The sequence below is a fragment of the Geodermatophilus sp. SYSU D01180 genome, from assembly GCF_054050415.1.
Genome location: NZ_JBJGZH010000011.1, coordinates 58,073 through 81,395, shown reverse-complemented (window position 1 = coordinate 81,395; position 23,323 = coordinate 58,073). Strand labels below are relative to the sequence as shown.

The window sequence follows — 23,323 nt, the reverse complement described above, 5'->3', positions numbered from 1 at the left end:
GGATCCCAGGCTCCGACCGTGACGAAACACGGCGGCCGGCGAATCACCCGACCGATTGCCCGGTCGTCGACCCGCCGGTCGACGACCGGGCGCGAGACAGCAGTTCAGGAACAGGCGAGCACGGCATCGGTGATGGAGGGATGACAGCGATGAAGCGAGTGTGTGTCACCGGAGCGGGGGGGTTCATCGGACACCACCTCGTGACCTTGCTGAAGGCGAAGGGTTACTGGGTGCGCGGGGTCGACCTCGTGTACCCGGAGTACACCGAGGTGGACGCCGACGAGTTCGAACTGCTGGACCTCCGCCGGTGGGACGCGGCCCTGCAGGCAACGCGCGGGGTGGATCAGGTGTACGCGCTCGCTGCAGACATGGGAGGTATGGGGTTCATCTCCACGCACCACGCTGAGATCCTGCACAACAACTCGCTCATCAACCTGCACACGCTCGACGCCGCCCGCATCAACGGGGTGCAGCGGTACCTCTACAGCTCCTCCGCCTGCATCTATCCCGAGTACCGGCAGACCGAGACCGACGTGGTGCCGCTGAAGGAGAGCGACGCCTACCCGGCCCAACCCCAAGACGCCTACGGGTGGGAGAAGCTGTTCACCGAACTGCTGTGCTCCTATTACGCCGACGAGTACCCGATGGAGACCCGCACCGTCCGATTCCACAACATCTACGGGCCGTTCGGCACGTACGACGGCGGCCGGGAGAAGGCTCCGGCGGCGCTCTGCCGCAAGGTGGCGCTCGCCGAGGACGGCGGCAGCATCGAGATCTGGGGCGACGGGGAGCAGACGCGGTCGTTCTGCTACATCGACGACTGCGTCGAGGGCATCTACCGGATCATGCAGTCCGACTATGCGCAGCCACTCAACCTCGGTACCGACGAGATGGTGTCCATCAACGAGCTGGCACACCTCGTCGTCGAAGTGGCCGGCAAGCGGGACATCGGCATGGTGCACGTACCGGGTCCGCAGGGAGTACGGGGACGCAACTCCGACAACTCGCTGCTGCGTGAGGTCCTCGGATGGGAACCGAAGACGTCCCTCCGCGACGGACTGGGCCCCACCTATCGATGGATCGAGAAGCAGGTGGCGGGGGCGTGACCACACCCGACCACCACCGCCTACCCGCGACGAACGGTCCGCCGCGGGTCGATGTGCTCGGGGTGCACATCAGTTGCCTGACGCTCGAATCCGCGGTCGAGGAGGTGTCGAACTGGGTGGACCGCGCCGAGCACCGGTACGTGTGCGTGACCGGCGTGCACGGGGTGATGGAGTGCCAGCGCGATCCGCAACTGCTCCGGATCCACAACCAGTCGGGCCTGACCACACCGGACGGCATGCCGATGGTGTGGTCGGCCCGATGGGCCGGCAGGCGCGAGGTCAGCCGCGTCTACGGCCCGGACCTCATGCTGGCGGTCCTCGCCCGGGCGGTCGACCGCGGCTGGTCGTCCTTCTTCTACGGTGGCGGTCCCGGGACGGCGGAACTGCTCGCCGAGCGGCTCACCTCGCGGTTCCCGGGCCTGCAGGTCGCCGGCACTCTGACGCCGCCGTTCCGGTCGCTCACCCAGCAGGAGGACGAGGAGACCGTCGAGGTCATCAACGACTCCGGTGCCGAGCTGGTGTGGGTCGGCCTGAGTACTCCGAAGCAGGAGCGCTGGATGGCCGAGCACGTGGGGCGACTGCGGGCCAACGCCCTGTTCGGCGTCGGTGCCGCGTTCGACCTGCACGCGGGCACGATCCGCCAGGCGCCAGGCTGGATGCAACGCAGCGGACTGGAATGGGCCTACCGGCTGGGCCGAGAACCGCGGCGCTTGTGGCGTCGCTACCTGCGGAACAACCCGGCCTTCGTGGTGAACGTCCTGGCCCGTCCACCGCGGCCGGCGCACACCACGCCCAGACCCTCTGTGACCGTCGAGTCCGGCGGAGTGCGGGGAGTACCGCGATGAGCGTGACCGGTCGACGATCCGACGCTGGACCTGTCCTGGCGATCGGGGACGTCGTCGAGGTGAAGCCGGCGGAGGAGATCCTCGCGGGGCTCGATGAGCGGGGTGAGCTCGACGCCCTGCCGTTCATGCCGGAGATGCTGCAGTTCTGTGGTCGGCGTTTCGTGGTGCACAAGATCGCCTTCAAGACGTGCGACACGGCCACCTGGACCGGGCTGCGGCGGATGACGGACACGGTGCACCTGGCAGGTGTCCGCTGTGACGGTCAGGCACACGGGGGCTGTCAGGCAGGGTGTCTGGTCTTCTGGAAGACCGCCTGGCTCACCAAGGTGTCCGGGCCGAGCCGGAACGGGCGCGGGGCTGAGCCGCGCGGCCAGCAGTCGGGCGCGCCGGACGGGTCGGCGCCTGAGCCGCAGCCAGCCGGGTGCTCCGGGTGCACGCGGGAACGGCTCACCGAGGTGGCCTTGGGTGCCTACCGCCCGCGGGCCGCCGGGGCTGCCTCCGACCGGCCGGTGTACTCGTGCCAGGCCACCGAACTGACCCGGGCAGCGCCTGTGGGGATCCCGTTGTGGGACCTCAGGCAGTACGTGCAGGACGTCCGCACCGGCAATGCTCCCGCCCGTCAGGTGGTCCGGGGCATCGCGATCGGTGCGTTCAACCGGATGCAGGACCTGACGCGTGACAAGTTGCCCGAGAGACTGAGGATCCAGGGGGGTCAGCGTTATCCCTTCATCCAGGGCACGGCGGAGAAGAGTCCCGACGAGAGGCTCGACCTCCAGCCGGGTGAGTGGGTGAGGATCAAGTCCATCGAAGAGATCAGCGCGACTCTCAACCCCGACAACAGCAACCGGGGACTGTCATTCGACCGTGAAATGCTCAAGTACTGCGGCCGGACGGCGCAGGTGCTCCGTCGGGTCGATCACATCATCGACGAGTCGTCCGGTCAGATGTTGACGATGAAGACGCCCTGCATCGTCCTCGCCGACGTCATCTGCACGGCGGACTATCACCGAAGCTGCCCGCGAGGGATCTACCCGTACTGGAGAGAGATCTGGCTGGAACGAGTTCCCGCCCCCCTCGTGGCATCACGAACAGCAGGAGACGGATCATGAGGATTCGACGTGCAGTCGTCACCGGAGGTGCGGGGTTCCTGGGGTCGCACCTGTGCCACCGGCTCTTGCAGGACGGTTACGAGGTCATCTGCCTCGACGACTTCTGCACCGGCAACTCGACCAATGTGGAGCACCTCCTCGAAGATCGTCGATTCCGGCTCGTCCGGGCCGACGTCACGGACTACATCCACGTCTCGGGCCACGTCGACGCAGTGCTGCACCTCGCGTCTCCGGCCTCGCCGATCGACTACCTGCAACTGCCACTGCACACTCTCAAGGTCGGCTCGATCGGCACCTTGCACTCACTGGGTCTCGCCAAGGACAAGAAGGCCCGCTTCCTGCTGGCCTCGACCTCGGAGTCATACGGCGATCCGCTGGTCCATCCCCAGCCCGAGACGTACTGGGGCAACGTCAATCCCGTCGGTCCCCGCGGCGTCTACGACGAGGCCAAACGGTTCGCGGAGGCGGCGACCATGGCATACCGCAGGGCGCGGGGAGTCGACACTGCGATCGCCCGCATCTTCAACACCTTCGGGCCGCGGATGCGGCCCTGGGACGGGCGTGCCATCCCGACGTTCATCGGCCAGGCGTTGCGCGGCGAGCCGCTGACCGTGGCGGGTGACGGGAGCCAGACCCGGTCGGTGTGCTACGTCGACGACCTGATCGAGGGCCTCATGAGGTTGCTGCACTCCGACCTGGAGGGGCCGGTGAACATCGGCAACTGCGGGGAGATGAGCGTCCTGGAGCTCGCACAACTGATCATCCAGCTCACCGACTCGAGTTCGGAGATCGTCTTCGTGGACCGTCCCCAAGACGATCCCACCGTCCGCCGCCCCGACATCACGCTGGCACGTACCGCCCTCGGGTGGGAGCCCGTGGTGGACATCCACGACGGACTGCGGCGGACCATCGACTGGTTCCGCAGCCAGAGCCTCGTCCTCGAGCCGATGGCGGTCCCTGTCCCGGGACAGCCGGCGGTGTTGGCAGAGCCGGCCGTCCAGCAGGCGGGATGAGAGACGAGATCGACGCGGTGACGGGCCGAGCCCGTCGGCAGGCAGGAGTTCTCAGTGGACGGTGACCGTGAGTTCGCGGGGTCCGCGACGTCTTCGGGAACGGACGGGGACGGCGCCTGGGGCGGTGGTCCGGGGCTCGTCGCTTCGCTGTGGCGGTATCGGCTCGTCATCGTGGCCGTAGCGGCGATCGCCGCCGTCGCGGGGTACGCCGCGTCGCTGTTGCTCCCGACCGAGTACTCGGCGCAGGCCAAGCTGTTCCTGCACGATCCGGGAAGTCCCGCGGTCCTCACCCTGGCCGGGACCTCTCAATCCTCCCAGTCGGGCGACCACGCCGTGTTCATGGCCCAACAGGCCGAGTTCGCCGGCTCCGACGTGGTGTACGGGCGGGCGACACAGCTCCTCGAGCAGCAGGGGACGCCCGACCACACCGGGCGCTCAGTGGAGGTGACGCCCTCCGGCGACCTCGCGTTCCTCACCGTCCGCGCCACCTCGAGCGACTCCGCTGATGCCGTGGACCTGGCCAACGCGATCGGCACCGCTTACCAACAACTCAACAGCGAGCGCATAACCGCCGACTCCGAGAACGCGATCGCGGGGCTGCAGCAGGTCGTGGCCCAGCGGCAGGCCGAGTTCGACGCCCTCCAGGTGGAGATCGCGCGGGCGAGCGCTCCGGAGCAGGTCGCGCTCCAGCGCAAGGCGGTGCACGTGAGCGATCTGATCGGCGCCCTGCAGGTCCACCAGAACGAGATCGCTGCCCAGGCCGCGCTGTACGGATCGGGGGTCGAGGCGTTCGAGGAGGCGGTCCCGCCCGCTTCGTCCTCGCAGCTCTCACCCTCGGTGCTCGCCCTGATGGGGGCGGCAGTCGGGTTCGTCACTGCCGGTGGCTGGGCATGGTGGGCAGCGGGGCGGAACCGTCGCGTGGAGGCGGACGACGACGCCGCGGCGATCCTCGGGGTCCCGCTGCTCGGGGGGACCCCGCGGCTCGGCGGAAAGCTGCGTGGACTAGGGGGACCGTCCTCGCCCCCCGACGCGCTGGATCCGGTCGCCGCTGAGGCATACCACTTCGTACTCACGTCGTTGGAGCACGCCCTCTCCAGGAAGGGCGGCAAGGTCGTTGCCGTGGCCAGCGCAAGGCCCGGTGACGGCAAGACCGTGACCGTCCTCAACCTCGCGCTCGCGGCCAAGCGGGAAGGCCGCAACGTGCTCCTGGTGGACGCCGACGAGCGCACGCGACGGCTGACGCAGCTGTGTCGCGACGGCGGGCACTTCGACGTGATCGGCATGAGCCAGAAGGACGCCGAGGGCCCGGACGTCGCCGAGCAGGTGGCGCTCGCCGGCGAGGCGAGCGCAGGTCCCCCCAGCAAGTCCGTTCCGCAGATCGGGCTGAACGAGCGCAACGGGCAGCACCACCCCGCCGGGTTCTTCCGCTCGAGGGCCTTCGGCAAGCTGATCAGCTTCTCGAGTGAGCCAGCCGACCTCGTCCTGATCGACACGCCGGCCCTCCTCGGTGTGTCGGAGGCGGTGACGATCGCCGATCAGGCCGACGCTGTCCTGCTGGTGGTCAACCGAGGCACCCCGTTGGCCGACCTGCGGCGCGCCCGGGAGCGGCTTGCCTTCACCGACACCCCGCTGATCGGCTACATGCTGAACCGTGGGGCGGCAGGTCATGCCTACGGCACCGGCGCCGTCTGGGGCTCGCGGGCCCGCGGCCTGCTGCACCGGCGGGGCGCGGGAGTCCACAGGCGGCGCCGACCGGTTGACCTCCGCACGAGCGCCCGCCCAACGGCTCGGTATGCGGACAAGAGGGTCGGTTGGAATGCCTGAGGCGGTGCCACGACGACGCCATGCCGACGTCCGGCCGCGCTGCGACCGATGCCGGCCGAGCCGCTACCTGCGCGAGTGGCTCGGTCTGCTCCTGCAGCCGACCGGCGTCCGCACCACCGTCCCGGGCATCCGGTGAGGCCGGACACGTGGACGCGCGAGGAGTCGACGCGGCGAGCGACAGCACCCCCACTGTCGCGGGCGCCAGGAATCTGACCGCTCAGGCCGCGTCCGGCCTGAGCTGGTCCGCTCTGTCCAGCGTCGCACTCGTGGTCGCCAACCTCGGCTACACCGCAACGGTCTCCCGTCTGCTCGAGCCAACCGAGTTCGGGCTCATGGCGATGGCCAACCTCGTCGTGCTGTTCGGGCAGTTCTTCGCTCGCATGGGGCTGGCCTCCGCCCTCGTGCAGAAGCCCGAACTGAGCGAGGAGGAGATCCGCGCCGCATCCACGGCCGGTGTCGTGATCGGCCTGGCCTGTCTGGGACTGGTGTGGCTCCTGGCCCCCGCAGTCGGTGACCTGTTCCACACCCCGCAGGTGGCCCCCGTGCTCCGGGGACTCGGGGTGTCGTTCGTGGTCATGGGCTGGTCCATGACCGGGCTCGGCCTGCTCCGTCGCGAGATGCGCTTCCGTGCCCTGTCGGTGATGTCGATCGGGGCGTACCTGGTCGGCTACATCGTGGTGGGCGTGGGGCTGGCCCTGCTCGGGGCAGGGGTCTGGAGCCTGGTGGCGGCTACCGTCACGTCGACGGTGATCCAGGCCGTGTGGCAGTTCGCCATCCTGCGCCACCCGGTGCGGCCCGTGCTGCGCTGGCGGCCGTACCAGTCGGTGTGTGGCTACGGGGCCCGGCTGCAGGTCGCCCACGTGCTGGACTACGTCGGGGGGAACCTCGACACCTTCACCGTCGCCCGCATCGCCAGCCCGGCCGTTCTCGGTCAGTACAGCCGGGCGTATTACCTGGTGTTCCAGCCGCTGGGCAACTACCTGTCCGCGGCACTGACGAATGTCGCGTTCGCCGCCCTGAGCAGGGTCCAGGAAGATCCCACGCGGTTGCGCCGTGGCTATCTCAGCGTGACGTCGCTCGGCACGCTGCTGGTGTTCCCGCTCTGTGCCGGGATGGCAGTTGCGGCGCCCGATCTGGTCGCGGTCGTTCTCGGACCCCAGTGGGGGCCGGCCGCGGTACTGGTGCCGTGGTTCGCGGTCGCCGCAGGCTGTCACGTCGCCGGCCAGCTGTCGCAGTCCTTGGCCGAGGCGCGGGCAGAGCTGAACCGTTCGATCGGCGTGCAGGTCGCGTACGTCCTCGTGCTCGCCGCGTTCATCCTGGTTGCGTTGCCGTTCACGTCGCGCGGCGTGTGGGTGATCGGCGCGGCGGTCGCGGCTGCCGAGTTGCTGCGGTACCTGGGCTACGTCCTCGTGGCCCGGCGGGTTCTCGAGCTGCCCGCGGCGGACGTGTGGCGGGCCCACGTCCCAGCAGCCTTTGCCAGCGCCGGTGTGGCGCTGGCGATCGCGGGAGTGCATCGAGCAGTTGCCGGGACTTCCGCGGTCGCGGCGTTGAGCGTGGAGATCGTGGCCGGGACGATCATGTTGGCGTTGTGCATCAGGGTGTGTCCGGCGCCTGCTGTTCGAGCTGAGTTGCAGGCCCGGTTGACGGCCGCACGTCTGCTCGGTCCTCCCGGTGCTCGGCGACGGCGGGTGGCGTCACTGGTCCTGGGTCGGTCGGACCAGGCGGTCACCGGGGCGCAGTCGTGAACGTGCTGCTGCTCGGCCTTGCCGGGATGATCGCCGCGGGGTTCGGCCTCGCGCTGCTCGACCTGACCATCAGACGAGCGGAGGTCGGGGCAGCGCTGGTGTTCCTCTCGGCGATCGCCCAGGCGGTCTTCATCTTCGCCGTGCCATCCGTCACGGTGGGCGGGACGCGGGTGGGCATCACCGACCTGGTCGCGGTCGTCGTGCTGGCTGCTGCGTTGGCCAGATGCCTGAGGCTGGGCCGGCTCAGCGCCCCCCAGCGGTGGCTGATCATGCTGGGCATCGCGCTCCTGGTGTCGCTGATGCGCGGCGTCGCCGACTACGGACTCCAGGCGAGCGTCAGCGACTCCCGCCAGTACCTGTTCTTCGTCGGGGCTGCCCTCTACATGGCGACCTTCCGACCCGACACCGCTCTCTACGACCGGATCGGCCGGATCTGGCTGATCGCCGCAGTACTGATGGTGCTGCTCGCCTGGGTCCGCTGGCTCGACGTCTTCGCCGGGATCAACCTCGGCGTCCCGGCCGAACGCCACGGCGTGGACACTGCGATCCGGGTCCTGGACGGCCCGTACACGTTCTTCCTCGCCGGGCCACTGCTCCTGACGCTCCCCTCGCTGCTCACGAGGCGGTCCGGGCAGCGGCGATGGGTCCGCTGGCTGGGAGCGGTACTGCTGGTCATGCTCCTCGCGCTCGACCGCAGGACCGTCTGGTTGACGATCCTGGTCGGCGCGGCGGTACTCGTGTTGCGTGGACGCCGGCTGCGGGCGCGCGCGGTGATGCTCATCGTCGGAGCCGCCATCGTCATCGGCCTCGCCTTCGCCGCGGACGGGCATGCACGCGATCAGGCCCCACCCGGAGGAGTCACCAGCACCGGATCGGTCACCTGGCGGGTCGAGGGCTGGTCGGACCTTCTCGACGGCTGGTCAGGAAGTCCGGTGAACTGGCTGGCCGGTCAACCGTTCGGCAGCGGATTCGTACACACGACGCTCGGTGAGGAGATCGACACCGTACCGCACAACTTCTACATCGAGACGATGATCAGGGCAGGCCTCGGAGGCTTGATCGCCCTCATCGTGCTGACGGTCGGTCTGCTCCGGAAGGTGTGGCGGGTCCCGACCGGGGGCCCGGGGCTGTTCGACCCCAGCGTGCTGCCCGCGCTACTGGCCATGCAGCTGGTCTGGTACCTCATGTGGGTCCCCGGTCTCGAACAGGGGGTCGTGACGGGCATGGCGGTCGCCGTTGCGGCCACGGGCGTCCGCAGGAGTCTGGCAGGCCGACGACGCACGCGGGCGATCTCAGGGCCGCCGCACTCCGGCCGATGGGACCAGGTCCGCACCGCCGCAGCCAGCGCCCCGCCGGGACCACCTCCTGCCCGTCGCCGCCCACCGACAGCACGTCGACCATCGCGCGATGTCGTCGTCGCTGGTGCCCCCGCAGCGGACATCGACGGGGGTGACGCATGACCGGCCCAGACCGAGCCCGACCACACCCGATACGAGCGCCGCGCCCGCGGCGAGAAGGTGATCCGGTGATGCCACCCATCACGAAGCTCCCATCGTCGTCCCTGGTCACGCTCTTCACGCTGCCGAAGCCCTTCGTCGGGCACATCGGGATGATCCAGCGCAACGCCATCCAGAGCTGGACGCGCCTGCACCCGGACATCGACATCCTCGTGTTCGGCAGCGAGCCAGGCACCGCGGAGATCGCGGCCGAGTTCGGGCTCCGACACTTCCCGGATGTCGACGTGAACGAGTACGGCACCCCACGGATGAGCGGATACTTCACGCAGGCGGAAGAGGCCGCACGACATCCGCGCATGTGCTACGTGAACGCCGACATCATCCTCTTTCCCGATCTGCTGGAAGCCGTGGCAAGGGTCGACCTCGCCAAGTTCGTCATGGGCGGCCGCCGTACCGACTACGACATGAAGGAACCGATCGACTTCACCCGTCCCGACTGGGCGGAAGCCCTCCGGGAGGAGGTCGAGAACAACGGGAAGCTGCACGACTTCAGTGGCATCGACTACTTCGTCTATCCCCGCGGCATGTTCGGCGAGATCCCCCAGTTCGCCTTGGGCCGGTGGTATTGGGACAATTGGCTCGTGTACCGTGCGCGACGCCTCGGCGGGGCGCTCATCGATGCAAGCGCATGCGTGACGGCGATCCACCAGAACCACGACTACCGGCACATCGTCGACCTGGAATCGAAGGGCGAGACACGCAATCAGGGCGGTATCGAGTCTTTCGGTAATCGCCTGCTCGTCCAGTCGATCCTGATGACGCTGGAGGACGCGGATTGGCAGCTCGACACATCCGGCCTCTCCCGGATCTTCCGCAGGACCCGCTGGCACCTCCTCAACGAGGCAGCACTCCAGGCGGAGATCCACGAGTTCCCCGCGCCGATCCGCAAGCTGCTCGTGTGGATCGCGCGCCAGCAGTGGGACCGGAACTGGAAGCGGCGCTATGAAGGGCTGCTCGCGGAGCAGCCCGCGTTGGTCGTGCAGGGCGAGAGCTACGCAGTCAGGGGATGAACTCATGATCCAGAGCGTTTCCGTGATCGGGTTGGGCAAGTTGGGCGCCAGCATGCTCGCGGGCATGGCTTCGCGCGGCTTCGACGTCATCGGAGTGGACATCGCGGAGAGTTGCGTGCGTGCAGTCAACGAAGGCCGCGCGCCGGTACAGGAGACCGACCTGGAGAAGTTCATCTCCGAGCATCGTGACAGGGTCCGCGCTACCAGTAGCCACGAAGAAGCCGTGCTCGGCAGCGACATCAGCTTCGTCGTCGTGCCCACTCCGAGCGACAGCCGCGGCGCTTTCGAGTTGCAGTACGCCAGGTATGCCTTCGAGCGGTTGGGCCAGGCGCTCGCGAAGAAGGACGGCTACCACGTCGTCGTCCTGACCAGCACCGTCCTCCCAGGCGCGACTCGATACGGCCTGCTCCCCGTGTTGGAGGCCGCGTCCGGCAAAGAGTGCGGTAAGGACTTCGGACTCTGCTACGGCCCGGAGTTCATCGCCCTCGGCAGCGTCATCCGCGACTTCCTCAATCCCGACTTCTGTCTCGTGGGGGAGTTCGACCGGCGCTCCGGCGACGCGTTGGAGGAGGTGAACCGCAAGATCTGCACGAAGGATCCGGTCGTCCGCCGCATGAGCATCGAGAACGCGGAGGTCGCAAAGATCGCGCTCAACAGCTACGTCACCATGAAGATCTCCTTCGCCAACACCCTCGCGGATCTCTGCGAGCGCATCCCCGGTGGCGATGTGGATGTCGTCAGCGACGCCATCGGCTCGGACACGCGCATCGGACGCAAATACCTCACCGGTGGTCTCGGCTTCGCCGGCCCGTGTTTCCCTCGTGACAACGTCGCCCTCGGCTTCCTCTGTGAACAGGTCGGTGCAGACGGCACTCTCCTCGTCGCCAACCATGGCTACAACAAGTCCATCGCCACCCGCATGACCACGAAGATCGCGCCACTGCTCCGGGCGGGACAGACCGCAGCGGTACTGGGTCTGTCGTACAAGCCGCTCTCCCATGTCGTCGAGGAATCCCAGGGCATCGCCCTCGCGCTTGCCATGGCGGAAGCGGGCATGCGAGTGATCGGCTACGACCCACTGGCGTCGGACGGCGCTCGCAGCGCCTTCCGCGACAAGGCTCTCGTCGCCGAATCGGTCGATGCCGCGCTCGCCGATGCAGCACTCGTCGTCGTGACCACGCCGGATGCTCTGTTCCAAGCCCTGACGCCGGACGACTTCCTCGGCGGCAAGGAGTCGATCACGATCGTCGATTGCTGGCGCTGCCTCGACCCCGCCGTAGCGGAGCACCCACAGATCAACTACGTGCCGTTGGGCCGCTGCGGGGACGGCACCCTTGCGGCGAACGTACTCGAAGCGATCTGGACCAGTTGAGCTCTGTCGTGGTCGACCGATCGCGCCCCCCTCCGTCGGCGGCCGCACAAGGCGCCAGGTCGGAGTCCCCGGAGCGAGTTGCGCACCGCAACTCGCTCTCCTCCGCAGATCGAGCCAGTCAGGGATCAGCATGCACACCAGGAGGTCTGCGGTGCAGGCGAGAGGGCGCGACGAGATCCTCTGGGTGACCAGGGACAACACCGCCCCCCATCCGTACCTCGTGGAGGCCTGCCGGCGCGCCGGGGCCCAGGTCCGGGAGATCCACTGGGCCGAGGAGTTCAACGGTGAGCGGCCGATCGGCCGCTTCGTCGAGCTGGGCCGGCGCACGGGCAGGAAGCACCCGATGAGCTTCAAGCTGGTCAGCCCACACCTGCTGGTGAAGTTCGTACGGGCCGGCGAGGACGTCGCCCTCTTCTACGAGCTCGGCCTCGTGGGCCTCTACGCCGGCCTCTCCAAGCTGGTCCGGCGGCGCGGCTTGATCTCGCTGGTGGAAGGGGACTATCGGCACCTCGGGCGGACCGGCACAGCCGGTGCCAAGGTGATCCTGCGGCGGCTGGCAGCGCGCTCGGTCGACGTCTTCATCGCCAACAACGCGCCGGCCAGGGACTACCTGGTCCAGACGCTGAAGGTGCCGGACTCGCGGATCATCACCGGCTGGTGGCTGGCCGGCTTGCCGACCGACCTGCCCGCCCGCACGCCGATCGGAGTGACGCCACCGCCGGACGGCACGGCGCTGTTCGTCTGCGCCGGCCGGCTGATCCCACCCAAGGGCATCGACCTGCTGATCGAAGCGGTTGCCGTCCACCGACGCGAGACCGGCCCCTGCACCCTGTGGATCATCGGCGACGGTCCGGAGCGCGAGCACCTGACCGAGTTGAGCCGCCGGCTCGGGGTGGAGGACTCGGTGATCTTCCTGGGCACGGTCGACCCCGGCGCGGTCAAGGGCGCACTGGAGTTGTGCGATGCGCTGGTGTTCCCGACTCTCCAGGACCTGGTCGGGCGGGTGGTGGTCGAGGCGCTCGCGGTAGGGGTGCCGGTGGTGCTCTCGCCCATGACCGGCGCGGCTGGCACCGTGGTGCGCGACGGCGTGAACGGGCTGATCGTGGACCCACGGGACCCGCGCGAGCTGGCCGCAGCGCTGGCGCGCTTCGCCGATCCGCAGACGCGGTCGGCCCTGCGCGACGGAGCGCGTCGCAGCAGCGCCATGCTGGCGCCCGACGCGGTCGCCGAGCTGATCCTGCGCGCGGTCGCCCTGGTCCGCGAGCGGCGGGCCGCGCCGACGACGAGCGCGCCGACGACGAGCGCGCCGACGACGAGCGCGCCGTGACGCTGCTCCGGGAGCCGGCCGCACGACTTCCGGACTCCCGCGACCCGGTGTGGGGGAGGCCCCGGGCGGTCCCCGCAAGCCAACGATCGGCGACGTCCGCGGAGCTGTCGTGGTCTCACACCGCCGCGTGAGGGTCCGCAGGGCTGGTCCGGACGGCTGCCGTCGGCGCTCGAGCCGACGATCGACCTTGGTCATCGGCGTAGCAGCTTCGATCGTGGTCGCTGGTCTGGCCGCCTTCGTGTGGCACAGTCGCCGGCCGGGTCCGGCAGACGCAGAGATGATGCGCTTGCAGGAGGCCGCCAGGATCCGGGGCGACGCCGTCGCGACGGCGATCGCCGACGCCGTCGGGCCGTCAGTGGTGCTCGTCGGGCTGCTGGGCGTGGCGCTGGCGTGGCGAGCCAAGCAGTGGGACGCCGTCGCACTTGCCCTCGTCGTCCCCCCTGCGACCCTCGTCGTCGAGTTGTTGCTCAAGCAGATCGTCCATCGCCAGCGACCGGAGGGTGTGGCGCTGCTGTACCCGTCGGGCCATGTCGCCGTCGCGACCGCCGCGGCCCTGACCACCGTGCTGGTGGTCAGGGCCACACCGGCATCGTCGCGGGCGAAGGCGCGTGTCGCGTGGGTGGCGGGCTCGGCTGTGGTCGTCGTCGCGGCGGCGCGACTGGTGCAGACGGTCCACTACGTGACCGACGTCGTCGGCGGCGCCGCCCTCGGGCTCGCCGTGACGTGCTGGGCGGTATTGGCGATCACGACCGTGTGGCGGTCCGGTCCCCTCGGGGTGCCACGGTCGCGGCCTCGGGGACGACGCGGCACTCCCGGTCGAGGACGGGGGGCACGAGCTGATCCGGACCGGAGCTGGTCCGGGTGACGGCGGTCGGCCCCTGGGCTCGACGGCCCCCGGTGTTCCTGGACCGAGTCCACCGCGACGAGACGATCGAGGTGTCGGCCGGCTACACGGCTACCGGCTGCCCGGCCGAGCGTTCCGCCCCGCCGAGTGCGGATCCGACCACGTGACGGCGCCGTGCTGGGTCGTACTCGGGAGACGTCCCGGGCCGACCGCCGCCACGGGCCCGTCAGCGGCCTGCCTCGTCGTGCGCCGGCTCGGTGGCGGCGCCAGGTCTCTCTGGCACGTCGTTCACGCAGCAGGACCTCGTGGTGGGCCGGGGGCCGAGGTGCCGTCCCGGCGGCCGGGCCCCCTTCACCGGCCTCGATGAACCGTCATGCAAGGTGCGGATCCGACTTCCACGCGGGATCGGTAGAATCACGAACGGGGGCCCCTCATGAATCCCTATCACCTGGATGTCGTGGCCGGAGAAGAGGACGACGGCTCGGATTGGGATGCCTTCGTCGCGAATTCGCCTCGGGCCCCGTACCAGCAATCCACCAGTTGGGCCGAGGTGAAGGCCGGTCAAGGCTGGCGTTCAGCCCGGGTCACGGTCACCCGCGACGGCTCGATCCACGGCGGCGCTCAGCTTCTCTACAGACCGCTCCCCCTCCTCGGGGGGATCGGCTTCGTCGCGCGCGGCCCCGTTCTCGCGTCCGGGGATCCGGCGCTCGCCGCGGCAACCGCCGAAGGTCTCAGACGGCTCGCGGCCGCCAGCGGCGTGGCTTACCTCATCGTGCAGCCCCCCAGGCAGCAGGCGGAGATCACGGCAGCCCAACTGCTCGGCGACGGGTACCGGGCTGCGCCGGAGACCCTGGCGCCCCACAACACCACGACGGACGTGCTCGACCTGAGCCAGGGCGAGGAGGCAATCCTGGCCTCGATGCGGAAGAGCACCCGGCGAAGGGTCCGGCTGGCGCAACGACGGCACACGGTCGTCCGCGACGTGGGTACGGCTGATCTGCCGCTCCTGCACTCGCTGTTGACCACCACCGCACGGCGCCGCGGCTTCTCGCCTCCCCCGGCCTCGTTCTTCGAAGCCGCCTGGTCCGTCATGGCCCCCGCCGGGATGCTGCGGATGGCGGTTGCGGAGGTCGACGGGGAACCCGTCTCGGCGTTCCTCTGGGTGGCGTTCGGGGACACCATGAACTGCTGGCGTGGCGGGTGGTCGGGCGAGCATTCCCATCGGCAGCCCAACGTGGCGCTGGACTGGGCGGGGATCCGCTGGGCGGTCGAACAGGGGCTGCGGTGGTACGACTTCCACGGCAAGGACATGTACACGCAAGGGTTCGGTGGAAGCAGGGAAACGTCGCCCGGGCCGCTGGAGCGGGTCACGAACCCGCTGTTGCGTCCGCTGTACCCGCCTGCGTTCCACCGCGTGCTGGACAGCCACGGCGTACGCCAGGTGAAGCAGGTCATTCGCTCCCGCGGCTGGCCACCCTCCCGAAAAGACTGCGCGTCGTTCGCGAGAAGGGGCGACCGAGCCGAGATGGCCGGCCAGACCGGCGGCCAGCACTGATCGCCAGCGCGGCCCAGCAGGTCCCGTCAGGACCGATGGCAGCGCCGCCGACGACGTCAGTGACGTCGTCGACCGTCCGCACCAGACGTGCAACGGCGATGCCAGCACGAGGCAGCCTGCCAGCCATGGAGCTCGGAATCGCGATGATGGCGCCACGGCCCTGGATCAAGCAGCCCAGAGCGGGATGGCCGTCGCGGTCGTGAACGCGAGGCGGACGGGCAGCCACTTGGGCGACGGGCCGAGCGCCTTGACCGCCGGCAGGCGGAACAACCGCAGCACGTCCCTGGCCTCGGCGCGTCGCCGCACCCTCAACCGGCGGTAGGCGCCGGCCAGGATGAACTGGTGGACGTAGTCGGCCTGCCACCGGCGCACCTGGCGCTCAGGAACGACGCCGGAGGCGGCGGCCCGGTCGAACACGGTGCCGAGCACCTCGATCGTGCGGGGGTTCCACATCCCCGTCGTCGCGGCGGCCTCGTGGATCGTGTACGCGCAGGTGGCGATGGGCAGGCAGCGGGCGCCGTGGCGGGAGAACAGCTTGACCCACATGTCGAGGTCGGTCACGTCGCCCACCTCGAGCTCGAAGAGGCCCGCCTCGACGAGCGCAGTCCTGCGTACGACCACCATCGGTTCGCGCACGAAGGAGGAGTTGCGCAACAACCGCCGAAGCGCCTGCCCGGGTGACAGGTACTGCTCACGCTCGAAGGTCTGCTCGCGCTGCTTGGCCCCACTGGCGTCCACGATGTGCGCGCCGAAGACCAGCACCTGCTCGTGCGGTGTCGCCCGACGGAGGACGTCGATCATGGGCTGTCCGCACTCGGGCAGCATGAGATCGTCGTCGTCGAGCTGTTGGACCCACTCGCCGGTGGCCAGCTCCGCCGCCCGGTTCATGTTCTCGACGAGCGTCAGGGCGGGACGGTTCCAGACGTAGCGGTGGCCGCCCGGCCAAGCGCCGAGTACGCGCTCCACCACCCGCCCGCTGGCGTCGGCGTCCGAACCGTCGGAGACCGTGATCTCGACGTGCTCCGCCACCGGTGCCATCGCCGTGACGAGCGAGCGCAGTGCTCGCTCGAGCAGCTCGGGACGGTTACGGGTGGGCATGGTGACGGAGAGGACAGGGCGCGCCACGGGCAGACCTCCAAGCGGGGGCTTGGTGACCGGAAGGCGAAGCGTCGGCGGGGGCGACCATATCGCCCCCGCCTGTGTTCAGGATCTCTCCTCGACTCGTGCGGTCCTGCTGCCGCGTCACGGGCGGGACCGCTCGAGACGGTCAGCCCTCTCCGACCTGGCCGAGGACGGGCACGGAGTGCTGCAGCGCGCCTGCGTCGAGATGAGTGGAGCTCCTGGTGAACGGGCGATCGACCAGGTCCACCCGCATCGGCAGGAGCTCCGGGGTGCGTTCCTTCGTGTACTGACCGAAGACGTTGGTCGGGTACGTGTGACCGCGAAGTCTGACTGACGGATCTGGTGGAGGGAGGACCTCCGGACGCGGAGCGGAGCTGCTGGAGGCGAGCACTGCTCGAAACCGGAGGTCCTCGTGCTCCACGCCGATGCCGCACTGACCCCGCGCCAGCGGCTGCGCCCGGCCTGGCGCACCGTCCAGGAGAAGTGGCCGGTGGCGCGGGCCGCTGAGCGTGTCGGGGTCACGGCGACCACTGCCCGGCGCTGGGCCGATCGCTGCCGCACCGAGGGCCCCGCCGGCATGACCGACCGCTCCGGCCAGCCCCACACCAGCCCCACACCAGCCCGACCGAGACCGAGCCGGCGACGACCAACCGAATCGTGTCGCTGCGGTTGCCCAACCGCTGGAGCCCGGGGACCGGCCGCACCGCGCCGGCTCGCCGCGGCGCCCTCGGACCGGAGGGCGCCCTTCGAGGAACGACAGCGGATCAGCGGGAGATTCGTGGGCGGCGGGGTGCTCGGGTGCACCCAGCGGGGAACCTCCCGTGCGGAGCGGTCAGGCCGGGAGGACGGCGGCGTGGGGGCCGGTCCTGGATCCGTCCGTTCGGTTGTCGGTGACCTTCATCCACAGGCGCCCGTCGGCGGCGTCGACGTCGACGGTGAACGGGGAGCCGCCGGCGTGGCGGACGGCGTTGGTGGCCAGTTCGGAGACCAGCACGGCGACCGTCTGACCGAGCTCTTCGGGTAGGTCTGCGACGGCCTCGGTGGCGAAGCGGCGAGCCGCGGACACCGAGGCGGCCACCGCAGGAGAGGTGCGGCGGGGCGTGCTCAGGCCTCCTCGCGCAGGCCCAGCCGGCCGCCGAGGCCGAGGACCTGCAGCACGCGGCGCACCACCGGGGCGGCGTGCACGGTCTCGACCGGGGCGAAGTGGTCGGCGATGCGCAGCAGCACCGCCACCCCCGACGAGTCGGCGAAGGCCAGGTCGGTGGCGTCGATGTGCACCGGATGGGCGTGGCGGCGGAGCAGCTGGTCCAGCGCCGGGCGGGTGTCCTCGGCACCGGCCAGGTCCGGCTCGCCGCCCAGGCGCACCAGCAGCGGGGCGCCGTCGGCGGACTCGACCACGTCCAGCCGGGCCTGGTGGGCGGTCATCTCGTCCATCGCATCCCCAGCAGCACGGTGTCGTCCTTCCCGCCGTCGGCGGTGAGCGCGTCCACCAGGTCGTCCAGCGCCTGGGGCAGCGGTCGGCCGTCGAGGGCGGCGGTGGCGGCGCGCAGCCGGTCCAGGCCGGTGTCGATGACCTCCCCGCGCCGCTCGACGAGCCCGTCGGTGAACGCCAGCAACGTGCCGGCGGGGGGCATGCGCACCTCGGCCGCTGCCGGCGGGGCGGGGTCGTCCACGCCGATCGGCGGGGTGATGGGCGCCACCAGCGACCGGGCGGAGCCGCCGGCGAGGAGTACGGGTGGGAAGTGCCCGGCGCAGACCAGCCGCAGCCGACCGGTGCCGGTGTCGAGTTCGCCGAGCAGCACGGTGGCGAAGCGGTGGTCGGTGCCGACGTCGAGCAGCCGGCGCAGCTTGGCCAGCACGTCGGTGATGTCGTCGCCCTGCACGAGGTAGGCGCGCACGGCGAAGCGCAGCTCGGCCATCGTGGTGGCCGCGGGCAGCCCGCGGCCGGAGATGTCGCCGACGACGAACACGCAGCACCCGGGTCCGCGGGCGATGACGTCGTACCAGTCGCCGCCGACGTCCAGCCCGTCGACACCGGCGACGTAGCGGGCCGCGACCTCCAGCCCGTCCAGCGGGGGGACCGCGGGCAGCAGCGCGTGCTGCAGCGTGCCGGCGATGCTCCGCTGCTGCCGGTACAGCCGCTCGTTGTCCGCCGCGAGCCGCTCGGCGTCCGCGCGTCGCCGCGCGATGGCGGTCGCGGTCGCGGCCGCGGCGGCGGCCAGGACGACGCCGACGCCGAGGACGATCCACGGCAGTGCCGAGGACAGCGCGCCGGTCAGGCTGATCGGGGAGGCGCCGACGACGGTGATCGCGGTGTCGCCGAAGGGCACCGAGGTGCGCGCGGTGTTCCCGCCGATCGGCACCGGTCCGGTGGAGTACAGCAGGTCTTCGGTGCCGGTGTCGCGGCCGAGGTAGACGCCGAAGTCCAGGCCGCCGAACGCGTCGTCCGACGGGGGCACCTGGATGCGCCGGTCCGGCGGCAACAGCGACTCCGCGTAGACGACCAGCCCGGTGGCGTCGCCGGCGGGGCGCAGCGCGTAGCCCAGCCGGGCCGGCTCGCCGGGCAGGATGCCGGTGACCGCCAGCGTGCCGTCTGCGGGCACGCCGGTGAGGAACGCGGGGAACCCGGCGCCGTCGGGGGCGACCGGATCCGGACCGAGCGCCGCCAGTTGCTCGGTCTGCCCGTTGCCGATGCGCCACAGTGACAGCGACATGCCCTCCGAGTCGGCGACGCGGGCGGTGGCGAAGCGCTGGAACGCGCCGGGATCGGCGTCGGTGGCGGTGGCGACCTGCCCGGCGTCGGCCAGCTGGGTGGTCAGCACCGCGATCTGCGTGGTCAGCACCGTGCCGGCCTGGGCGACCTGCCGGTGCAGCAGATCGGCCTCGGCGCGGGCGTTGACCCGACCGGCCAGCACCGCCAGCACCGCCGTGAGGGCGAGGATCACGGCGGCGACGAGCGCGGCGACCCGCCGTGGGGTGCGGATCATGGTGGGCGCAACGCTACCGCCGACGAGGTCGTCCGAGGCCGCCTTCGGCCTGCTCGTGGCCGCAGGACCTCGCCGGTCTCACCCGGGCGGCGCCGGCCCGTCGCTGCCGTGGCGTCCGCCGCCGTCGCCGCGGGGATGCGGGATCGCCCGCGGTGCGGGGGCGGACGACGTCGATGCGGGCCCACCCCGTCGTGCGCTCCGCGACGGTGGTCCAGCCACAGGCACCGGACAGATGCGCCACCAGCGGCAGGCCCATCGCTCACCTGCAGCAGCCACGAGTGGCTGGTGCGGGTCACCGACACCTCGACCGGGGGCCGGCCGTGGCGCAGCGCGTTCGAGACCCGCTCCTCGAAAGCCAGCAGCAGCCGCTGCAGTGCGCCCTCGCCGGCGCCCGGCGGGCGGGCGTCGTCGTGCAGCGCGGCGTTCACCTGCAGCCGGGCGGTGGTCAGCTGCATCGGTGTCCGGCCGCCAGCGGCCGATCGTGATCGCCCTGGCCCGCACGTCTAGCAGTGATCACCGTGCCCAGGCAGCCGAAGGCACGCGGGGCGGGGAGTGGGTGCGCCGGATCGAGTCGACGCCGTTCTGGAACGGACTGGCCGCTGGTGCCAGCCGCCCAGGTCGACTGCGGGCACCCGCTGCGGGTGGCGCTGCCCGAGGCCCGGCGCCGGGGACCGGCCAGGCGAGGGATCCGCGGGCGACGTGTGAACGCCGGCGCACTGCTGGTCCCGGCGGCCGGGGGAGCGGAGGGCCGGTGCGACTCCGCCACCCGTCAGGGCAAGGTGGCAGGTCGGAGATCGCCGACCGGAGAGGCACCGAGGGTCACGGGCGCACGCCGCCACGGTGGGGGGTGACCACCGCATCGGCGGCGTCGTCCAGCCCGTGGTCGAGCTCGGTCCACACGTGACGGGTGACGGGCGGGCAGCCCCCGTGACGTGACCGCGGCGGGACCCTTCGGCCCCGCCGACCGGGTCCTTCGCCGGTGGGTCACCGGTGCTGGGGCTGCCTAGCGTCGTGCCGGTCAGCAGCCGAGTGGTGAGGTGGTGAGCGGATGACCCGCGCCCTGGTGGTCTACGAGTCCGTGTTCGGTGACGCCCGCACGATCGCGCAGGCGATCGCCGGTGGGCTGTCGGCCTCCCTGACGGCGGACGTCGTCGCCGCAGCGGAGGCACCGGCCGAGCTCGGTCTCGACGTCGGGCTGCTGGTCGTGGGCGGGCCCAACCACGCGTTCGGGATGCCTCGCCCGTCCACCCGCGAGGGTGCGGTGAAGCAGTACGGCGCCGCCATCGCCGACACCGGTACCGGCCTGCACGAGTGGCTGGAGGCCCTCCGGGCACCGGCCGGGATCGCCGCCGCCGCGTTCGACACCCGCGGCAGCGGCCACCCGGTGCTCACCAAGATGGACCACGCGTCGCGGACCGAGGAGAAGCTGCTCGGCGGGCTCGGCGCGCGCATCGTCGCGCCCGCCGAGCACTTCTTCGTCGTCGACACGAAGGGCCCGCTGGCCGCGGGGGAGGAGGAGCGCGCCCGCGCCTGGGGCGCCACCCTGGCCCAGCTGGCCGCCTCCCGGTCGGTGAGCCGCTGAGTGCTGCCCGGGATTCGCGGCTCGCAGCCGCCGACCCACCGGACGGAGGGCGACAGATGACCGTCGTGCAGCAGCCGGGAGTCCGGCGGGACGCCAGGAGCAGCACCGGCAGCCGACCGGGGACGCGGCGGGTCGTCGCCGGGCTCCGGTGGGCCCGGTGACCGACATCCGGGGCGCAGCCGGCGCCCGGCTGCTCGTCCGTCTGCTGCGCGCCGTGCCCACGGGCGCACCCGCCCCGACCACGGGGGGCGCCGGTGTCGGCGTCCCTGCCTGAGCGCGCCGGGACTCGCAGAACCCGACCGCCGCGGCGTCGCCGCCGCCGGGCTGCCGGACCGGCCGGCGTCGACCGCTCCGGTGAGCGAGGCAGACCTCGCGCCGCTGCCGCCGGGTCGCGGCCCGGTACCTGCGGGCGATGGGTGTGATCGGCCGGCCGCGGACCTGGTCGCTGCGGGCGCACTTCAGCGGCCGCTTCCGCCGCGGGCCGGACCAGCCGTGGTTGCCGCTGGACGCCTGGCAGTACAACCCTGGCCTGGAGGTGGCCCGGTTGTTCCGCATGCGGCTGCTGGTCGCGCGGGCGGTGCCGATGTGGGGCTGGGACACCTACCGCGCCGGCACGGGCCGGATGCTGGGCAAGGCACTGGGACTGATCACCGTCGCCGACGGGTCCGGGCCGGAGTTCGACATCAGCGAGCTGGCCACCTGGCTCGACGACGCCGTACTGCTGGCGCCGGGGATGCTGCTACACCCCCCCCACCACCTGGGACGCGGTCGGCGACGACGGTTTCCAGGTCTCGGTGACCGACGCCGGCCGGACGGTGGGCGCGGAGGTGATCGTCGACGGCGACGGCCGGCCGAGGGACTCCCGCACCACGGACCGCTGGGCCGACCTGCCCGGTGGGCCGGTGCGGGCGCCGTGGACCACCCCGCCGGCCGGCGGGACCGTCGTCGACGGGCTGCCCCGGCCCACCGGCGGAGCGGCGGTGTGGCACCTGCCCGACGGCGAGTTCCGCTACGGCGAGATGACCCTTCGCAGCCTCGATCTCGACGTCCCTCCCGGGGGTGAGCACCGTGCGGCCGCTCGCTCTCGGAGGTCGAGCTCGTCCCGCCCGGCCCGGGTCAGCCGCCTGTGCGTGGCCGTCGGGACATCTCCAGCCGTTCGCCACGTTCCCAGCCGGACGGAGGCGTACCCCCACGCCTCGCCGGGCCGGGTCTTGCCACCCGCGGCCAGGATGCGAAGGTCCGGCAGGGGAGGGGGCGACGCGTCCTGAAGCAGTTGTGCCGGATGGCCGGGTGTGACGGACCCGTGGTACGGCGCGCGCCTTGACGGGTGCGGCAGGGGATCCGCAGGCCGGTCACGGCGGTCCCGGCGTCCTCGCCGAGGGATCCCAGCTCCGGAGCTGAAGCACGAGCGGGAACGGAGCGGTCCGGTGTGCCCGCCGTGCGGCGAGCGCGGTCTGGGTCGAGGCCGGGTGGCAACCGCCGTAGGACGTCGCCGGAAAACTAATCCCGAGCTCCTCCGACGGCCTCGGCCATCGCCGTCACCTCGGCGGCGATCACGTCGGGCACCGCCGCCTCCATGTAGTGGGGGGACTCCACCTCGCGCAGCACCCCTGGGGAGAAGCCGGCGACGTAGGCCTCGATGGCGGGCCGGATCGCCGCGTCGTAGCCGGGGTTGCCCTGCTCCCAGCCGAACGGCATGGCCAGCAGGTAGGTGACCGGGATCGCCGGCACCGGCAGGCCCGCGGCCTCCTCGTAGGCCGCGACCTGGTCGAACCGCTCGGCCTCCTCGAAGAACTGCTCGTGCGTCATCGGGTCCGGGAAGAACCGCTCGAGAGCCAGCTCCCCGGGGAAGTTGGCGTCGAGGAGCACCATCCCCACGACGTCGTCAGGATGGGTCGCGGCGTACTGGTAGGCGACCATCCCGCCCCAGGACGCGCCGAGCAGCAGGTAGGGCGGCTCGATCCCGGCGGACGTCAGCAGCGCCTCGAGGTCGGCCACGGCGTCCGCGCCGGTCCCCACGCCCTCGACCTCGTCGCTGCGGCCGATGTTGCGCCGGTCGTAGGCGCAGTACCGCAACGAGTCGGGCATCCGGTTCTCGACGGGGCGGCCGCTGTCGGCGCTCGTGGTCCCGTTGGGGTCGTAGCCGTGGAAGTACACGACGGTGGGCGCGCCCTCGCCGTGGCAGCGCAGGTACAGCTCGTGCCCGCCCGCGTCGAACATGCCCTTGACCTCCCCGGCCGCCACGGAGGTCGACGGCGACGCCGTGGAGGCGGCGGAGGCCGGTGTGGCGGCGTCTCCGGAGCCGCACCCGGCCAGCCACGCGGCCAGCGCCAGGACGGTTGCTCCGAGGGCGCCGCCCGGTCGG

The 23,323-nt window shown here is 71.1% G+C and carries 18 protein-coding genes and 3 pseudogenes; 16 read left to right on the top strand and 5 right to left on the bottom strand.

The features are described 5' to 3' along the window. The first annotated feature begins 140 nt into the window (after positions 1-140). From ACI8AA_RS12330 to ACI8AA_RS12275, 12 genes are all read left to right on the top strand, one after another. The gene (locus tag ACI8AA_RS12330) at positions 141-1,106 is read left to right on the top strand and encodes an NAD-dependent epimerase/dehydratase family protein (RefSeq protein ID WP_457044693.1); all 966 of its coding nucleotides are present in this window, start codon (positions 141-143) and stop codon (positions 1,104-1,106) included. Next, positions 1,103-1,951, top strand: a complete 849-nt coding sequence (locus ACI8AA_RS12325) for a WecB/TagA/CpsF family glycosyltransferase (protein WP_457044692.1) — start codon at positions 1,103-1,105, stop codon at positions 1,949-1,951. The genes ACI8AA_RS12330 and ACI8AA_RS12325 overlap by 4 nt, the downstream gene beginning before the upstream one ends. Next, complete coding sequence (locus ACI8AA_RS12320; protein WP_457044691.1) at positions 1,948-3,060, top strand: hypothetical protein; 1,113 nt, start codon at positions 1,948-1,950, stop codon at positions 3,058-3,060. The genes ACI8AA_RS12325 and ACI8AA_RS12320 overlap by 4 nt, the downstream gene beginning before the upstream one ends. Further along, on the top strand, positions 3,057-4,073 hold the full coding sequence (locus ACI8AA_RS12315) for a UDP-glucuronic acid decarboxylase family protein (RefSeq protein WP_457044690.1): 1,017 nt from the start codon (positions 3,057-3,059) through the stop codon (positions 4,071-4,073). Before ACI8AA_RS12320 ends, ACI8AA_RS12315 begins: the two co-directional genes overlap by 4 nt. Positions 4,074-4,127: 54 nt before the next feature. Continuing rightward, complete coding sequence (locus ACI8AA_RS12310; protein WP_457044689.1) at positions 4,128-5,897, top strand: Wzz/FepE/Etk N-terminal domain-containing protein; 1,770 nt, start codon at positions 4,128-4,130, stop codon at positions 5,895-5,897. A gap of 20 nt (positions 5,898-5,917) precedes the next feature. Then, the gene (locus tag ACI8AA_RS12305) at positions 5,918-7,642 is read left to right on the top strand and encodes a lipopolysaccharide biosynthesis protein (RefSeq protein WP_457044688.1); all 1,725 of its coding nucleotides are present in this window, start codon (positions 5,918-5,920) and stop codon (positions 7,640-7,642) included. Next, positions 7,639-9,102: an O-antigen ligase family protein gene (locus ACI8AA_RS12300; RefSeq protein WP_457044687.1), complete on the top strand. Its 1,464-nt coding sequence runs from the start codon at positions 7,639-7,641 to the stop codon at positions 9,100-9,102. Before ACI8AA_RS12305 ends, ACI8AA_RS12300 begins: the two co-directional genes overlap by 4 nt. A gap of 65 nt (positions 9,103-9,167) precedes the next feature. Beyond that, positions 9,168-10,169: a hypothetical protein gene (locus ACI8AA_RS12295; protein ID WP_457044686.1), complete on the top strand. Its 1,002-nt coding sequence runs from the start codon at positions 9,168-9,170 to the stop codon at positions 10,167-10,169. 4 nt (positions 10,170-10,173) lie between these two features. Further along, positions 10,174-11,541: a nucleotide sugar dehydrogenase gene (locus ACI8AA_RS12290; RefSeq protein WP_457044685.1), complete on the top strand. Its 1,368-nt coding sequence runs from the start codon at positions 10,174-10,176 to the stop codon at positions 11,539-11,541. Positions 11,542-11,725: 184 nt separating this feature from the next. After that, positions 11,726-12,868: a glycosyltransferase family 4 protein gene (locus ACI8AA_RS12285; RefSeq protein WP_457044684.1), complete on the top strand. Its 1,143-nt coding sequence runs from the start codon at positions 11,726-11,728 to the stop codon at positions 12,866-12,868. Positions 12,869-13,082: 214 nt separating this feature from the next. After that, the gene (locus tag ACI8AA_RS12280; protein WP_457044683.1) at positions 13,083-13,733 is read left to right on the top strand and encodes a phosphatase PAP2 family protein; all 651 of its coding nucleotides are present in this window, start codon (positions 13,083-13,085) and stop codon (positions 13,731-13,733) included. 412 nt (positions 13,734-14,145) lie between these two features. Further along, a complete protein-coding gene (locus ACI8AA_RS12275) occupies positions 14,146-15,267 on the top strand; it encodes a lipid II:glycine glycyltransferase FemX (RefSeq protein ID WP_457044682.1) in 1,122 nt (373 codons plus the stop codon). 165 nt (positions 15,268-15,432) lie between these two features. On the opposite strand, the gene ACI8AA_RS12270 is transcribed toward ACI8AA_RS12275, so the two are convergent. Beyond that, positions 15,433-16,392, bottom strand: coding sequence for a glycosyltransferase family 2 protein (locus ACI8AA_RS12270; protein ID WP_457044681.1), 960 nt, complete (start codon positions 16,390-16,392; stop codon positions 15,433-15,435). A 409-nt stretch (positions 16,393-16,801) separates the two neighbouring features. Here ACI8AA_RS12270 and ACI8AA_RS12265 point away from each other — a divergent pair. Next, a pseudogene (locus ACI8AA_RS12265) lies at positions 16,802-17,005 on the top strand (leucine zipper domain-containing protein); the annotation flags it as partial. Between the two features lie 216 nt (positions 17,006-17,221). Here the strand turns inward: ACI8AA_RS12265 and ACI8AA_RS12260 are convergent. The 3 genes from ACI8AA_RS12260 to ACI8AA_RS12250 are packed head-to-tail and all read right to left on the bottom strand — an operon-like array spanning position 17,222 to position 19,376. Next, positions 17,222-17,467: an ATP-binding protein gene (locus ACI8AA_RS12260; protein ID WP_457044680.1), complete on the bottom strand. Its 246-nt coding sequence runs from the start codon at positions 17,465-17,467 to the stop codon at positions 17,222-17,224. A 26-nt stretch (positions 17,468-17,493) separates the two neighbouring features. Then, positions 17,494-17,814, bottom strand: coding sequence for an STAS domain-containing protein (locus ACI8AA_RS12255; RefSeq protein WP_457044679.1), 321 nt, complete (start codon positions 17,812-17,814; stop codon positions 17,494-17,496). Continuing rightward, positions 17,811-19,376 carry a PP2C family protein-serine/threonine phosphatase gene (locus tag ACI8AA_RS12250; RefSeq protein ID WP_457044678.1) on the bottom strand — a complete coding sequence of 522 codons (1,566 nt, stop codon included), beginning with the start codon at positions 19,374-19,376 and terminating at the stop codon, positions 17,811-17,813. Before ACI8AA_RS12250 ends, ACI8AA_RS12255 begins: the two co-directional genes overlap by 4 nt. A gap of 1,048 nt (positions 19,377-20,424) precedes the next feature. Between ACI8AA_RS12250 and ACI8AA_RS12245 the strand changes: the two genes are divergently transcribed. From ACI8AA_RS12245 to ACI8AA_RS12235, 3 genes and pseudogenes are all read left to right on the top strand, one after another. After that, positions 20,425-20,958 (top strand): hypothetical protein, encoded by a 534-nt coding sequence (locus ACI8AA_RS12245; protein WP_457044677.1) that lies wholly within the window; start codon positions 20,425-20,427, stop codon positions 20,956-20,958. Positions 20,959-21,361: 403 nt separating this feature from the next. Then, positions 21,362-21,694, top strand: a pseudogene (locus ACI8AA_RS12240) (DUF6544 family protein); the annotation flags it as partial. Between the two features lie 25 nt (positions 21,695-21,719). Continuing rightward, positions 21,720-22,226, top strand: a pseudogene (locus ACI8AA_RS12235) (DUF6544 family protein); the annotation flags it as partial. A gap of 232 nt (positions 22,227-22,458) precedes the next feature. Here ACI8AA_RS12235 and ACI8AA_RS12230 read toward each other — a convergent pair. Next, positions 22,459-23,202: an alpha/beta fold hydrolase gene (locus ACI8AA_RS12230; RefSeq protein WP_457044676.1), complete on the bottom strand. Its 744-nt coding sequence runs from the start codon at positions 23,200-23,202 to the stop codon at positions 22,459-22,461. Between the last annotated feature and the right edge of the window lie 121 nt (positions 23,203-23,323).